This is a genomic window from Thermoactinospora rubra (genome assembly GCF_002093975.1).
Classification (GTDB): Bacteria; Actinomycetota; Actinomycetes; order Streptosporangiales; family Streptosporangiaceae; genus Nonomuraea; species Nonomuraea rubra_A.
Map to the genome: position 1 here is coordinate 55832 of NZ_MSZZ01000033.1, position 12709 is coordinate 68540.

General features: G+C 70.7%; 13 protein-coding genes, 1 tRNA gene and 1 pseudogene. 11 read left to right on the forward strand and 4 right to left on the reverse strand.

Features of this window, described 5'->3' with window-relative positions:
- Window positions 1–19: 19 nt before the first annotated feature.
- The 3 genes from BSB02_RS26695 to BSB02_RS26705 all read left to right on the forward strand — a co-directional run bounded on the left by BSB02_RS26695 (window position 20) and on the right by BSB02_RS26705 (window position 2791).
- Window positions 20–628, forward strand: coding sequence for an SRPBCC family protein (locus BSB02_RS26695; protein WP_084963111.1), 609 nt, complete (start codon window positions 20–22; stop codon window positions 626–628).
- A 127-nt stretch (window positions 629–755) separates the two neighbouring features.
- Window positions 756–1973 carry a CynX/NimT family MFS transporter gene (locus BSB02_RS26700; RefSeq protein ID WP_084963113.1) on the forward strand — a complete coding sequence of 406 codons (1218 nt, stop codon included), beginning with the start codon at window positions 756–758 and terminating at the stop codon, window positions 1971–1973.
- Entirely contained in the window at window positions 1970–2791 is an 822-nt protein-coding gene (locus tag BSB02_RS26705) for an alanyl-tRNA editing protein (protein WP_084963115.1), read from the forward strand. Before BSB02_RS26700 ends, BSB02_RS26705 begins: the two co-directional genes overlap by 4 nt.
- Window positions 2792–2826: 35 nt before the next feature.
- Here the strand turns inward: BSB02_RS26705 and BSB02_RS26710 are convergent, their stop codons facing one another.
- Entirely contained in the window at window positions 2827–4362 is a 1536-nt protein-coding gene (locus tag BSB02_RS26710) for an alpha/beta hydrolase (protein WP_206184905.1), read from the reverse strand.
- 149 nt (window positions 4363–4511) lie between these two features.
- Here BSB02_RS26710 and BSB02_RS26715 point away from each other — a divergent pair, with 149 nt between their 5' ends.
- Window positions 4512–4754, forward strand: coding sequence for a hypothetical protein (locus tag BSB02_RS26715; RefSeq protein ID WP_084963118.1), 243 nt, complete (start codon window positions 4512–4514; stop codon window positions 4752–4754).
- Window positions 4755–4776: 22 nt separating this feature from the next.
- Complete coding sequence (locus BSB02_RS26720) at window positions 4777–5316, forward strand: Clp protease N-terminal domain-containing protein (RefSeq protein ID WP_084963119.1); 540 nt, start codon at window positions 4777–4779, stop codon at window positions 5314–5316.
- On the opposite strand, the gene BSB02_RS26725 is transcribed toward BSB02_RS26720, so the two are convergent.
- Window positions 5308–6198, reverse strand: a complete 891-nt coding sequence (locus BSB02_RS26725) for an RNA polymerase sigma-70 factor (RefSeq protein WP_084963121.1) — start codon at window positions 6196–6198, stop codon at window positions 5308–5310. The genes BSB02_RS26720 and BSB02_RS26725 overlap by 9 nt on opposite strands.
- A 49-nt stretch (window positions 6199–6247) precedes the next feature.
- On the opposite strand from BSB02_RS26725, the gene BSB02_RS26730 reads away from it, so the two are divergent.
- From BSB02_RS26730 to BSB02_RS26740, 3 genes are all read left to right on the forward strand, one after another.
- Window positions 6248–6320, forward strand: a tRNA-Ala gene (locus BSB02_RS26730).
- Between the two features lie 317 nt (window positions 6321–6637).
- Window positions 6638–6925 carry a hypothetical protein gene (locus BSB02_RS26735; RefSeq protein ID WP_084963122.1) on the forward strand — a complete coding sequence of 96 codons (288 nt, stop codon included), beginning with the start codon at window positions 6638–6640 and terminating at the stop codon, window positions 6923–6925.
- A 35-nt stretch (window positions 6926–6960) separates the two neighbouring features.
- Complete coding sequence (locus BSB02_RS26740) at window positions 6961–7350, forward strand: type II toxin-antitoxin system VapC family toxin (protein WP_240506670.1); 390 nt, start codon at window positions 6961–6963, stop codon at window positions 7348–7350.
- A gap of 148 nt (window positions 7351–7498) precedes the next feature.
- Here BSB02_RS26740 and BSB02_RS26745 read toward each other — a convergent pair whose 3' ends face one another.
- Entirely contained in the window at window positions 7499–8584 is a 1086-nt protein-coding gene (locus BSB02_RS26745; RefSeq protein WP_143591193.1) for a phosphotransferase, read from the reverse strand.
- 154 nt (window positions 8585–8738) lie between these two features.
- On the opposite strand from BSB02_RS26745, the gene BSB02_RS26750 reads away from it, so the two are divergent.
- Window positions 8739–9149 carry a hypothetical protein gene (locus tag BSB02_RS26750; RefSeq protein ID WP_084963128.1) on the forward strand — a complete coding sequence of 137 codons (411 nt, stop codon included), beginning with the start codon at window positions 8739–8741 and terminating at the stop codon, window positions 9147–9149.
- A gap of 84 nt (window positions 9150–9233) precedes the next feature.
- On the opposite strand, the gene BSB02_RS26755 is transcribed toward BSB02_RS26750, so the two are convergent.
- Window positions 9234–11936 (reverse strand): SpoIIE family protein phosphatase, encoded by a 2703-nt coding sequence (locus BSB02_RS26755; protein ID WP_206184906.1) that lies wholly within the window; start codon window positions 11934–11936, stop codon window positions 9234–9236.
- 175 nt (window positions 11937–12111) lie between these two features.
- On the opposite strand from BSB02_RS26755, the pseudogene BSB02_RS43665 reads away from it, so the two are divergent.
- Window positions 12112–12405 (forward strand): annotated as a pseudogene (locus tag BSB02_RS43665) (DUF6461 domain-containing protein); the annotation flags it as partial.
- Window positions 12406–12449: 44 nt separating this feature from the next.
- Window positions 12450–12707 carry a hypothetical protein gene (locus tag BSB02_RS26765; RefSeq protein ID WP_143591195.1) on the forward strand — a complete coding sequence of 86 codons (258 nt, stop codon included), beginning with the start codon at window positions 12450–12452 and terminating at the stop codon, window positions 12705–12707.
- Window positions 12708–12709: the final 2 nt, after the last annotated feature.

The window sequence follows — 12709 nt, forward strand, 5'->3', positions numbered from 1 at the left end:
CCCGGGCAGGGGCAGGCTCATGAGCACGATCGAACACTCCGTAGACGTCAACGTCCCGATCCGGACGGCCTACAACCAGTGGACGCAGTTCGAGACCTTCCCCGAGTTCATGGAGGGCGTGGAGTCGGTCAAGCAGCTCACCGACACCCGCACCGCATGGGTGGCGGAGATCGCCGGCGTCCGCCGCGAGTTCGAGGCCGAGATCACCGAACAGCACCCCGACGAGCGCGTCGCCTGGCGCACGCTCGACAGGCCGCACCATGCCGGTGTGGTCACCTTCCACCGCGTCGGCGACGACACCACGCGCGTCACGCTCCAGATGGAGTACGACCCCGAGGGGTTCGTCGAGCAGGCGGGGGACTGGCTCCAGCTGGTGCGCATGCGGGTACGCGGCGACCTGGAGCGCTTCAAGAACTTCATCGAGTCGCGCGGCGGCGAGACCGGCGCCTGGCGCGGCGACGTCCCCGGGCCGCACCAGAAGGGCTCCACCTACGGCACGGGCACCGAGCCGATGCCGCCCGGCACCATCGGCGGCGACGACCTGCCGCCGTCGCCCGACCTGCCCCCGCCCGGCCCCGGACCGGTCCGGCCGCAGGAGCCGCCGACGCCCCCGCGGCCGATGCTGTGACCGCGAGTTCCCCAGGCCCCTTCCCGACTCGGGAAGGGGCCTTCGCTTGGGGTCAGGAATAAACCCCACTTTTGGGCCTGTTAGGCTAAAGGTCCCATCATTGGATGAGTGGAGGTTTTGCCCTGTCATGAGTGTGCTGACCGAGTCCAGGACCGAAAGCAGGAACGGATCGCTCGTCTGGCTGCTCGTGGTGGGGATCGTCCTCGCGGCGCTCAACCTCCGCACCGCCGTCACCAGCGTAGGCCCCCTGCTGGACCAGCTGGCCCGCGGGCTCGGCATGACCAGCGCGGGCACCGGCCTGCTCACCACGCTGCCCGTGCTGGCCTTCGCCACCGTCGGCGCCGTCACCCCGGCGCTGGCCAGGCGGATCGGCGAGCACCGGCTCCTGCTGGGGGCGCTGGTCCTGCTCGGCACCGGCATGCTCGCCCGGGCGGCGGTGGACAGCGCGCCGATCTTCCTGGCCGGCAGCGCGGTCGCGCTGTCCGGCGGCGCGATCGGCAACGTGCTGATCCCCACGCTCATCAAGCGGCACTTCCCCCGCCGCGCCGGGGCGATGACCACCGTCTACACCACCGCCCTGGCCGTGGGCACCATGCTCGCCGCCGCGGCCACCGTCCCGATCGAGCGCGCCGCCGGCGGCGACTGGCACATCGCGCTCGGCGTCTGGGCCGCCCTCGCCGCCGTCGCCGCCATTCCGTGGCTTGCGCTCCTCCGCGTGGACCGCAGTGAGCCGGAGCGGGACGCCGCCGGGGCCCCGGCCGGGCTCAGGCACCTGGCCAGGAGCAGGCTGGCCTGGTCCGTCGCCCTCTACTTCGGCACCCAGTCGATGATCGCCTACATCATGTTCGGCTGGCTCGCCAAGATGCTCACCGACGCCGGCTACAGCACCGGCCAGGCCGGGGTCGTCCTGGGCGTCTTCACCGCGCTGAGCATCCCCGTCTCGCTGGCCGTCCCGGCCGTGGCGGGCCGCTTCCACGACCAGCGCCCGGTCGTGGCCGGGCTGGTCGCCTTCTACGCGGTCGGCTTCGCGGGCATGTGGCTGGCGCCCCACTGGGTCTGGACCGTCTTCATCGGCATCGGCATGGGCTCCTTCCCGCTCGCGCTGACCATGCTGGCGCTGCGCACCCGCACGCCCGAGCACACCGCCGCGCTGTCGGCCTTCGGGCAGAGCGTGGGCTACCTGGTCGCCGGGGCCGGTCCGCTCCTGGTCGGCCTGCTGCACGAGGCGACGGGCGGGTGGGGCCTGCCGTACGCGCTCATCGCCGTGGTGCTCCTCCTGCAGCTGGCGACGGGCCTGTACGCCGGGGGCAACCGGTACCTGGAAGACGAGAGGATGGCGGGGTGAGAACCACCCACGTCACCTTCCCCCACGGCCAGGTCTCCGGCCGCTCCACCGTGGTCGCCACCGTCCCGGCGGACGGCCGGCACGGCGTGGTCGTCGCCGAGACCCCGTTCCACCCGCTCGACCACACCTGGCCCGACCAGCCCGCCGACCGCGGCACCCTGGACGGCTCGCCGGTCCTCGACTGCGTGACCGGCGCGGCCCGCGACGGGCAGGTCCTGCTCGGGTCCGACATCCCGGTACGGCGGGGCGACGACGGCTGGGCGTGGCTCGTCGTCCACGTCCTCGACAGGCCCGTCCCGGTCGGCGCGGAGGTCGAGCTGGAGGCCGATCCCGCCTACCGCGCGGCGCTGTCGGCCGGGCACACCGGCTGCCACCTGGCCGCGCTCGCCCTGAACGGCGTGCTGGCCGGTCGCTGGCGCAAGGAGGTCGCGCCCGACTCGCTCGGCCATCCCGACTTCGACCAGGCCGCGATCACCTCCTCGCGGATCGTCGAGCACGGCAGCCTCGACGTCTACCGCCTGGGCAAGTCGCTGCGCAGGAAGGGCTTCTCGGCCGACGGGCTCGACCCGGTGGAGATCGCCGACCAGGTCAACGAGGTGCTCAAGGGCTGGGTGGCCGCCGACGCGCCGGTCTGGGTGGACGCGCCGGGGCCGGAGCTGACGGCCCGCCGTACGTGGAACTGCGACCTGCCCGTCGGGCGGGCCACGATTCCCTGCGGCGGCACCCACGTCACCCGCACCGGCGAGCTGGGCGGGGTCCGCGTCGAGCTCTCGCTGGAGGAGGCGGCGCTGACCATGCGGACCACGGTCGGGCCGTAAGGCGCCGCCTCCTCCGAGCGAGCGGTTACCGGGCGTTACCGGGTGAACGTCCAGCCGGGCAGGCCGGGCAGCGGCCCGGCGATCGGCGGGCGGGCCTGCCGCGCCGACACCTCGGCGGGCGGTACGGCCGGGCACCGGGCGCCGCGCGCGGGCAGGGCGAGCGAGACCAGGTAGCGGTCGACGGCCGTGGTGGCGCACTCCCCGTTGCCGTAGATGCCGTGGCCCCAGCCCTCGTGGGTGAGCAGCCGCGCCTCACGGCCGATCTGCAGCGCCGTGCTCACCGCCCAGGGGTAACCCGTGGCCGGGTCGTGCAGCGTGTTGCCGACCAGCAGCGTGGGCGTGCCGTCGACCCGGAGGCGGTGCTGCGGGTTGGGGATCGGCGCCCGCTGCCCGAGGCACGCGGCGAGCATCGACGCCGCGAGCGGGCTGTAGCGCATGTCCGGCGCGATCAGGGCCGAGCGGCGCAGGTGCCGGGCGTACTCGCGGTAGTCGCGGACCGGCAGCAGGTAGTCCAGGCAGAACACCTGGGCCGGGTAGGGGACGACCTCCTCGCCGGCCTGGCGGGCCAGCGGGCGCAGCGCGGAGTCGGCGGTCCCGGCGCCCGTGTCGAGGGCGAGGAGGAACTCCGCCAGGCCCGCCCAGTCGGGTCCGTAGAAGGCGCCGAGGGCGTTGTAGACGAGCAGCAGCGGGGTGATCTTGACGTCCGGCTCGCCGGGGAGGTGCAGCTCGCCCCGCTCGGCGCGCTCCAGCAGCCGGGCCCACACGGCGCGCACGTCCTGGCCGTGCAGGGCGCACTGGGCGGACCTGCCGCACCAGGCGGCGAACTCGTTGAAGGAGTCCTGCGCGGTCCAGGCCTCGGTGTCCAGGAAGGCCGCGGTGCCCAGGCTGTGGTCCATGTTGCTGTCGAGCGCCAGGGCGCGCACCCTGCCGGGGAAGCGCTCGGCGTAGAGCTGGCCGATCAGCGTGCCGTACGAGATGCCGTAGTAGGTGAGCTTGTCCTCGCCGAGCGCCGCGCGCAGGGCGTCGAGGTCGCGCACCACGCTGCCGGTGTCGACGTGGTCGAACAGGGGCCCGGTCCGCGCCCGGCAGTCCTGGCGGAGCCGCTCGTTGTAGGCGAGCATCGCGTCGAAGTCCGCCTGGCTCTTCATGATCGGGTCGGGGGAGCGGCCGAGGAGCTCGCGGGAGCAGACCACCGGATGGCTGCGGCCCACGCCGCGGGGGTCGAAGCCCACGACGTCGAAGCGGCGGGTGAGCTCGGGGGTGAAGGGCAGCCAGTTCCGCACCACGGCGTCCACGCCGGAGCCGCCGGGGCCGCCGGGGTTGATCACCAGGGAGCCGATCCTGGCACCCGGGTCGGTGGCCTTGCGGCGCGCCAGCGCCAGCTCGAAGGTGCCGGCTGCGGGGTTGTCCCAGTCGACGGGTACGGCCAGCGTTCCGCACTCGGCGGTGGGGTCCTCCTCGCACGGCGCCCAGGAGATCGCGGCGGGGCTCGCCGCCGCCGGCGCGGTGGGGAGGAGAAGGGGGACGATGAGGGCGAGGAGAGGAACGAGGAGCAGCTGTGGTCTTCGCACGTCCGGTCCAATCGTCGGGGACTTGATCGTCCATCATGTGGACCGGGCGATCATCCGACTTGAGGACGAAAGTCGGGATCATACCCGAGGCTTGTCAGCATGGGCTGACAAGACGACACGTGTCAGCATATGCTGACAGTGTGGCCGACATGAGCGACAAGACCGACACGGGCGACACGGGCCTCGGCGAGCTCGCCGAGGCGGCCGCCGGCCCCGACCCGGGAGTGGGCCTGGCGGCGGTGGCGGCGCTCCGGGCCGTCCTGGAGGAGCTGGAGGCGGTCCACGTCACCAACGCGCGGGCGCAGGGCTGGTCGTGGGAGCAGATCGCGGACGCCCTGGGCGTCAGGCGGCAGACCGCGCATCGCAAGCACGCGCGCAGGATCGGAAGGTAGCGGGATGCCGGGAGGTAGCGGGATGTTCGACAGGTTCACCGAGGAGGCGCGGCAGGCCTTCGTGCGCGCGGGCGTCATCGCCGTGGACGCCGGGCTGCCCGCCCTGGGCACCGACGCGCTGCTCGTGGCGCTGGCCGAGCGGCGGCCCTTCGGCCGCGGCCTGCCCGCCTTCACCGCCTCGCCCGAGGAGCTGGCCGCCCACCTGGACCTCGGCCGCTCCCGCGAGCTGCTGGCGGCGCTCGGCATCGACCTCGACGAGGTGCGCAGGCGGGCCAGGCGGGGCGCCGACGACCCGGCCCGGTGGCGGCTCACCCGCTCGCGGATCCGTCCCCTGCGCGTCACGCTCGACGGCCCGCTCGGCCGCCTCCCGCTGACCATGCACCTGCGCAAGGCCGTCGAGGTCGCCCTGTGGCGGCCGGGACCGGTCACCGGCGAGCGGCTGCTGTGGGGCCTGCTGGCCGACTGGCGCAACGGCGCGGCCGCCCGGCTCAAGGCGGCTGGCGTCGACCTCGCGGCGCTCACCGCCGAGGCCGGGATCCCCGGCCGGCGGGCCTCAGCGTAGGCGGGCCAGCTTGTCGGGGTTGGCGATCAGGTAGACGGTCTCCACCCGCCCGTCGGCCACGACGAGCGAGATCACCGTGACGACGCGCCCGCCGGCGCGGAACACGACGGCGGGAGCCCCGTTGACCTCCTCGACGCCGGCCGCGAAGTCGGCGGCGCCCGCCAGGCCCACCGAGGCCAGGAACTTCTCGATCCCCGACGGGGTGGCGGCCGAGGCGAGGAAGCGGACCACGGCGTCCACGCCGGCCAGCGCCCGCAGCGGCGAGCGCGCCTTGCCGCCGCCGTCGCTGACCAGGGTGACCTCGCTCGACAGCAGCTCGCGCAGCCCGTCGAGATCACCCTCGGCCGCGGCGTTGACGAACCGCTCGGTGATCTTCCTGCGCTGCTCCATGTCCACGTCGAACCTGCGCCGCCGCTCCTGCACGTGCTCGCGTGCCCGCTTGGCCAGCTGCCTGGTGGCGGCCTCCGACCGGCCGATCGTCTCGGCGATCTCCGAGAAGGGCAGGTCGAACGCCTCCCGCAGCACGAACACCGCGCGCTCCAGCGGCGACAGCGTCTCCAGCACCACCAGCAGCGCGAGCTCCACGCTGTCCCTCAGCTCGGCGTCGTCGGCCACGTCGGGCGACAGGCTGATCGGCTCGGGCAGCCACGGCCCCACGTAGGACTCGCGCCGGGATTCGGCCCACTTCAGCCGGTCGACCGCCAGCCGCGAGACCACCCGGATGAGGTACGCCCTGGGCTCCTCGACCTTGTCCTGGTCCACGCCCGACCAGCGCAGCCACGCCTCCTGGACCACGTCCTCGGCGTCGGCCATGCTCCCGAGGATGCGATAGGCCACGCCGGTCAGCAGGTCGCGATGCCGCTGGAAGACGTCGTCGGTCATCCGGTCACACCTCTCGGTCGCTTCCGCTAGACTAACGGTCGAATCTTGAGGGGCTATAGCGCAGCTGGTAGCGCACCTCCATGGCATGGAGGGGGTCAGGGGTTCGAGTCCCCTTAGCTCCACCCGAGTGCCGTTACTCGCACACGGCTCGCTGAGAGCGGTGGCGAGTAGCGGGGACGTTCCGCCAGCGGCGGTGCCGGTCAAGGCGCCGCCGCTGTTGTGCGCAGCCCCGCGGAAGGCCTGCCGGCGAGTCGGTTCCGGCGGGTGGAGCGAGCCTCCGTCGCTTACGGAGGGTAATTGTCTCAATGTCTCATCTCGGCAGGCTGTCGTCCCGTACCGCACAGGCGTGCGCGAGGTGTTGAGACGATCGCAGAGAGTGATGGGTTCGGCTGAGGGGCTTGCCGTAGCACGACGTGGTACATCGGGGTACAGTGGCGCCATGGACGCTTCGAGGCTTCGTCCGACCGAGGTGAGCGTGCGCCAGTTCGTAAATGACTCTGGCAGCATCACGCGCGGCCTGCGGGAGGGGAAGCGGTACATTCTGACGATCAACGGTGAGCCGCTCGCCGAAGTAAAACCGATCAAGCGTCGCCGGTTTGTTCCCACGACCGAGGCGCAGGCCGTCTTCGCTACCGCCCCGGCCATTGACTGGAGCGAGGTTCGGGCCGACCTGGACACGGTGATCGATGACGAGCTACGCGATCCGTTCGAGGGGACCGGGCTGTGACTCGGTATGAACGGGGGGTCCTGGACACCACCATCGTGGCGGCGTTCAAGCTCTTCGATCCCACCGAGCTGCCCGCGGAGTCGGCGATCACCGCCGTCACGCTCGGGGAGCTGTCGCGCGGCCCGTACGCCACCGATGATCCGGTCAAACGCGCGGGAAGGGTCGCGGTGCTCCAGTACGCCGAAGCCGCGTTCGGTGATCCGCTGCCGTACGACGCCGAGGCGGCCCGCTTGTTCGGGCAGATCTGCGCCATCGTCTATTCCCAAGGCCGACAGCCACGAAGCCGGACCGCCGACCTGATGATCGCGGCAACGGCGGCCAGCAACGAGTTGCCGTTGTTCACCGCGAATCCCAAGGACTTCGACGGCTTGGAACGGCTGGTGAACGTGGTCACCGTGACACGGCCCCACAGCGCTACGGGCTGATCCGGACACTCCAGAGTCGTCTGGTTCGGGCTGCGGAGCAGGTGCCTGGGGCGGCCCAGCCGCGCGCCTGTCCGAGCTGGGCGGGCGAGTGGGGCGGGCTGACGGTTGTGGGGCTTTCGGGTGAGGAGAGCGCGTGTCGCCCCACACATCACCGATGGCGCGGCGTATAGGGCTCCAGAGCGGCGACGTCGATGTCCGCGTCGGGCCAGCGGCGGCGTAGCGCCTCGGCCAGGCGCTGACACAGGCCTGCCAGCTGCGGCAGGGCATGATGCTCCCGGGCGGCGCAAGCGGCCGCCTCCAAGGTGGAGACGAGCTGGGCACGGCTCGCGTCACCTGCCGCACGCCTGTCCAACGTCTGCAGACGCCAAAGCCGGACGAACGCGAACGCCATACACGCCGCCGCCAAAGCCCTCCCGTAGAGCCGCTCGTCCTCGGCCTGCGGTACCCCGGCCGCCAGAGCACGCCGGTAGACCTCGCCAACCCGCGGCAGAGGAGCCGAACCCGCACAGCGCGCCGTCAGATCCACCCGCATCCACGCCGGACCCGGAACGTGCAGGCAGACGGCATCGTGCAGGGCATGGGTGAAGCCGGCGAACTCGAAGTCGATCAGACGCGCATCGGGCGGCCCGTCCGCGCGAACCAGGACATTGTTGCTTTCCGGATCGCCGTTGCTCAGGGCCAGGAACGGCCCCGGATCGGCCAGCTCCGCCAACGCGAGGGCGAACTCGCGCTCCACCGCCCCGGTGACCGGCACCCCCAGCAGCCCGGCCTGCGACAGCCCTTCCCGGCGCAACCGGGCGACGTGACCGAGCCGATCGGCCTCCGCGTCAACCGGTCCCAGGCGCTCCCGCCGCCGATAGTACCGCTCCGCCTGTCCGGCGGTGACCGCGCCAAGCTCGCCGCGGGCGCGAGCGAAGGCCTCCAGGCGTTCGGCGTGCGCGGCGACGCCATCCCTGCGTAACAGCCCATCCAGCGCGACCCGCGGTGCCAGATCCTCGAGAATGACGCGCCCCGCGAGAAGGTCCTCCGCCAGCACGCGCGGTGCCAGATCGACTCGGAGATCCTCCGACAGGAACCGCAGCGCGGACACCTCTGTACGTAACCGCCACGCCTCGGTGTGCCTGCCGTCGACATGAGGGCCCGCCCACTTGACGATCACGGACTCCCCGCGGTCGGTGCGAGCGCGGGCGACCCGCCACGGCTCCAACCTGGTCCACTCCACCACGTTGATCACCGCTACAGCCTAGGACGGCACAGGCGAATACGGCCCGGCCTGCATTCCGGCTGGGGCCTTCCCGGCCCCGTGTGTCGTCGAGATGTCCCAAGGGCCGCTTGTCTGGAAAGACCGTCCCGGTCAACGTCGTCGGCCGGCCTGCGGAGGGCGGACCGTGAGCATCGGGCGTCATCCCTCTGTCCCAGAGGTCTTCTCCTACTATCGGGAGCTCCTGAAAGAAGAGGCACGGCTTGAGGCGGCCGTCTGCTGGACGGTCGTCGTTCCTCATGCTCCCGGGCCGGTCTCCGTCTCCGACATCGGAGCGCGAGTCAGCGGCGGGACCCGGTACGCCGTGCACGAGGCCGCGCCGCTGGAAGTCTTCCCCGACGGCGGGGAGCTGCCGATGCACGTCGGAGTGGAGGACGGAGCCGTTGTGCTGTTCGAGAACAACGGCTTCCTGGGAAGCCTGCCCGACGTCCTGCGGCGGCTGAGCCGCGGCGGCCGGGATAGTCGGGATAGTGCTGTGCGGTCGGCGGCGGTGGCGCGGGGGCATCCGACAGACCCGGGGCGGTTCAATCATCGCTGACCCGGAACAGCGCAGCGCCGTTCCCGACGAGATCGGCGCTCAGCGGAGCGGCACCATTGATCACGGATCTCTTCCAGGTAGCCCTCATCCGTGAACCCGGGCAGATGCCGTGCGGGGAGCGAGGGGCAAGGACTGCTCGGTCCAGATACACTTGCCGGTAGGGGTGTAACGGGTGCCCCAGCGGTCAGAGAGGGCAGCCACCAGTTGCAGTCCGCGTCCTCCCTCGTCGGTCTCCGAGGCGCGGCGGATCCGGGGTGTGGTGAGGCTCCCGTCGGAGACTTCGCAGATGAGCGTGTCGCTGCGGAGGAGACGCAGCCCGATAGGGCCCTTGGCATGCCGGATGACGTTGCCCACCAGTTCACTGGCCAGCAATTCGGTGCTCATCACCAGGTCCTCCAGGCGCCAGGTGGCGAGCTGGGCCCGGACGTGTTCGCGAGCTTGACGCGCAGCCTGGGCGGCTTCTGGTAGCGACCACGCGGCGATGTCGTCGTCCGGCATCGCGCGTGTGCGGACGACGAGCACAGCGGCGTCGTCCGTCATTCCCGGCCGGGCGGGCAGGGCGGTTGTGGTCAAGCGCTCGCACAGGTCTTCGAGGAACTCGACGTCGCCTCGCCGCGTCGTCTCGGGCGCCTTCGACTGCCCCGCCCCGCTGGCGAAGGTCTGGGCAAGGACGTCGGCAAGATTGGCCATGCCACGGTCGATGTTCAAGGTGGCGGATTCCACCAAGCCATCGGTATACAGCAGGAGGACAGTGCCTTCGGGCAGTTCCATCTCGACCGTGTCGAAGGGCGGGGTGGCGGCGCCGAGGGGCGGGTTGACGCCGGTGGTAAGGAAGTGAACGGTGCTGTCGGGGTAGACGATGGCCGGCGGGGGATGGCCGGCGCTGGCCAGGACGCAGCGGCGGTCTGTGGGGTCATAGACGATGTACTGGCAGGTGGCGTAGAAGTCCTCGCCGAGGTCGCAGACGAGATCGTTGAGGTGCGTGATGATCTCGTCGGGCGGTAGTTCAAGATCGGCGAGAGTGCGCACGGCGGTGCGCAGGCGTCCCATGGTGGCCGCCTCGGAGACACCGTGACCCATGACGTCGCCGATGACGAACGCCACCCGGGCCGCCGACAGGGGGATGACGTCGTACCAGTCGCCGCCGACCTCCATGTCCTTGCTGGCAGGAACGTAGCGCGCCGCGGTGGTGACGAACGGGAGCCTGGGCAGGGTGCGGGGAAGCAACTCTCGCTGCAGTGCCTGGGCGCGGGTACGCTGGGCGTCGTACAGCCGGGCCCGTTCCAGGGCCTGTGCGACCAGTCCGCTAAGCGTGGTGAGCAGGTTGCGTTCCTCACCGGTGAACTGCCGCGGCTCGTCGAAAGCGATCACGGAGATTCCCACGGTGCGGCCCGAAGCCGCCAGCGGCAGGAATGCCCAGGCCTGTTTGCCGCCCGCCGCCATAAGGTCTGCCGTATCGGGGTAGCGGCTGATGTACTCCTCCGCCGTGGAGAGAAACGTTGGGACACGATCGTTGATGACCGCCATGACCGCTAGGTTGCTCACGGGAGTCTTCTCACTGATGCGCTTGATGAACTCCTTCGGGTAGCCCGCGAACGCCACCGGCCGCCAGTGGTCGCCCTCAACGAAACCGAGCGTTAGCCCGCTGGCGCCGAACAGGGGCCGAATCTGATCGGCGACGGCGGCCGCCACATCCTGTACGGTGATCGCTTCAGCCAGGGTCCTGATCAGTTGTCTGACGTGGAAGCCTCGCCGGAGGCCAACCTGCGTTGCGATGTGCCTCGTGTGCTCCTTCGGATTCTCGGTGAGGACATCGAAGACGACGTGCGTTTCCGTGGTGTCCGTTAGCGTGCCGATCATGTGCGCCGGTCTGCCGTTCGTGTCGAAGAGCAGCAGGCCGCGGGCCTGTACCCAAGCCGGTTCTCCGCCGGGGCGACACACCCGATATTCGGCACGGTACGCCCTGCGATCGCGGATCGTATTGTGAATTTCGGCGAGCACCCAGGGCTGGTCGTCGGGGTGGATACGGCTCGTCCAGCTTTCTATCCGTCCGTCGAAGGCGTCGGGATCGAGGCCGAATATCAGGAGCATTGTGTCATTCCATACGACCTCACCGGTTCGGATGTCCCAATCCCACGCGCCGACCGTTTGGAGGGTCTGCTGCAGACGCCAGTTGACGGCCTGCTCCTGCCACCACGCAGGGCTCTGGCGGGGCGGCACGTCGGCGGGCCTGTGCATGTGGTCGTAAACCCACCGGGTGATCTCGTGGAGAAACGCCTGGTGTTCGGCGGATGGCTCGTCGGGCGAGGTCGTCAGTACCGACAACGCGCCGACGGGCCGGTGAGGACCAAGGAGCGGTACGGCTGTAATGGCGGTCTTGACTGCGGCGTCCGATGCACCGGATGTGAACTCTTGCGCAGACCGGGACGCATGATGCTCGTGGGGTGAGATGGCGACATCCGAAGACGGCGACCACACCAAAGCGTTCCTGCGAATTGCGCGGGCAGGAGCGATCGCGTCCTCCTCATCGATCTTCTCCCACGCCCGCGTGAGCGCGGGGGGCAATCCACTGGCCACAATCAAGCGAAGGTCACCGCCGGGAGAAGGACCGGTAAGGTGCGCCATACCACCGAGGCCACCGAGGAAGGCCACCGCCTGATCAACCGCGAATCGCAGGAGCTCGACGCCGTGCAGGTCGTCGTCGGCGGCCGCCAGCATTCGCATCCGCCCCTCGGCGTCTGGGATGCCGGGAGCAATGTGTGGACGTTGCGCGTCTCGCTTTTCCATCCGCATCCCCCTTGCCCGCCTGCTGCGGTACTCAGGGGCAACCTTGGGGGAGGGCACCTGGCAAGCGGTCGGCAGCTTGCGCATTCACGAATTGCCGTTCATAGGGGGATGCGGGCAAGTATATCTGCACGAGGCCGCGCCGTTGGAAGCTCTCCTCGACGGCGCGGAGCTGCCGATGCACGTCGAAGTGGAGGACGGAGCCGTTGTGCTGTTCGAGAACAACGGCTTCCTGGGAAGCCTGCCCGACGTCCTCCGGCGGCTCAGCCGCGGCGGCCGGGCATGCAGCGTCTACTGGAATGTGGAAGACGGCAACAGGCTGAGCTATGCGGCTGATGGAGAGCTGCTGTTCGCGGTGGACGCGACGTTTCCCGAAGAGTGGGGCGACCGTGACTTCGCCGTGCTGAGGCAGGAGCTCCACGCCGTGACGGAGTCGCTGTCCGAGCATCCTGACGATTGGCAGGCGGCGGCCATGGCGGTGGTGGAGTCGGCCACCGGGATCCGGCTGACCCGCGAATGGCTGAGGCAGGCGTGGTCGCCGTCCTGGCGGGACGGCGGCTCGGCACGGTGGCGGGCGTCCTGGCCGTTCCGGTCGTGGCGGTGGTCGCGCTTGACTGGCTGTTCCTCGCGATCTCCTACTTCCTGGTGCTCGACTGCGCGGGCTGGGAGGGAAGGCTCCCATGGCTGCTGTGGCAGCTGGTGCCGGTGTTCGGGTACGGCGGCGCGATCGTGCTGCTGATCGCGGGAATTCGTGCCCGCCGGCGGGTTTCGTAGGA

Excerpts from the sequence above, each read along its gene's own strand:
- BSB02_RS26755 (WP_206184906.1), bottom strand. The coding sequence starts at position 11,936 with ATGGAAAAGCGAGACGCGCAACGTCCACACATTGCTCCCGGCATCCCA.
- BSB02_RS26715 (WP_084963118.1), top strand. The coding sequence starts at position 4,512 with ATGAGCGACAAGACCGACACGGGCGACACGGGCCTCGGCGAGCTCGCC.
- BSB02_RS26720 (WP_084963119.1), top strand. The coding sequence starts at position 4,777 with ATGTTCGACAGGTTCACCGAGGAGGCGCGGCAGGCCTTCGTGCGCGCG.
- BSB02_RS26735 (WP_084963122.1), top strand. The coding sequence starts at position 6,638 with ATGGACGCTTCGAGGCTTCGTCCGACCGAGGTGAGCGTGCGCCAGTTC.
- BSB02_RS26765 (WP_143591195.1), top strand. The coding sequence starts at position 12,450 with ATGGCTGAGGCAGGCGTGGTCGCCGTCCTGGCGGGACGGCGGCTCGGC.
- BSB02_RS26700 (WP_084963113.1), top strand. The coding sequence starts at position 756 with ATGAGTGTGCTGACCGAGTCCAGGACCGAAAGCAGGAACGGATCGCTC.
- BSB02_RS26695 (WP_084963111.1), top strand. The coding sequence starts at position 20 with ATGAGCACGATCGAACACTCCGTAGACGTCAACGTCCCGATCCGGACG.
- BSB02_RS26725 (WP_084963121.1), bottom strand. The coding sequence starts at position 6,198 with ATGACCGACGACGTCTTCCAGCGGCATCGCGACCTGCTGACCGGCGTG.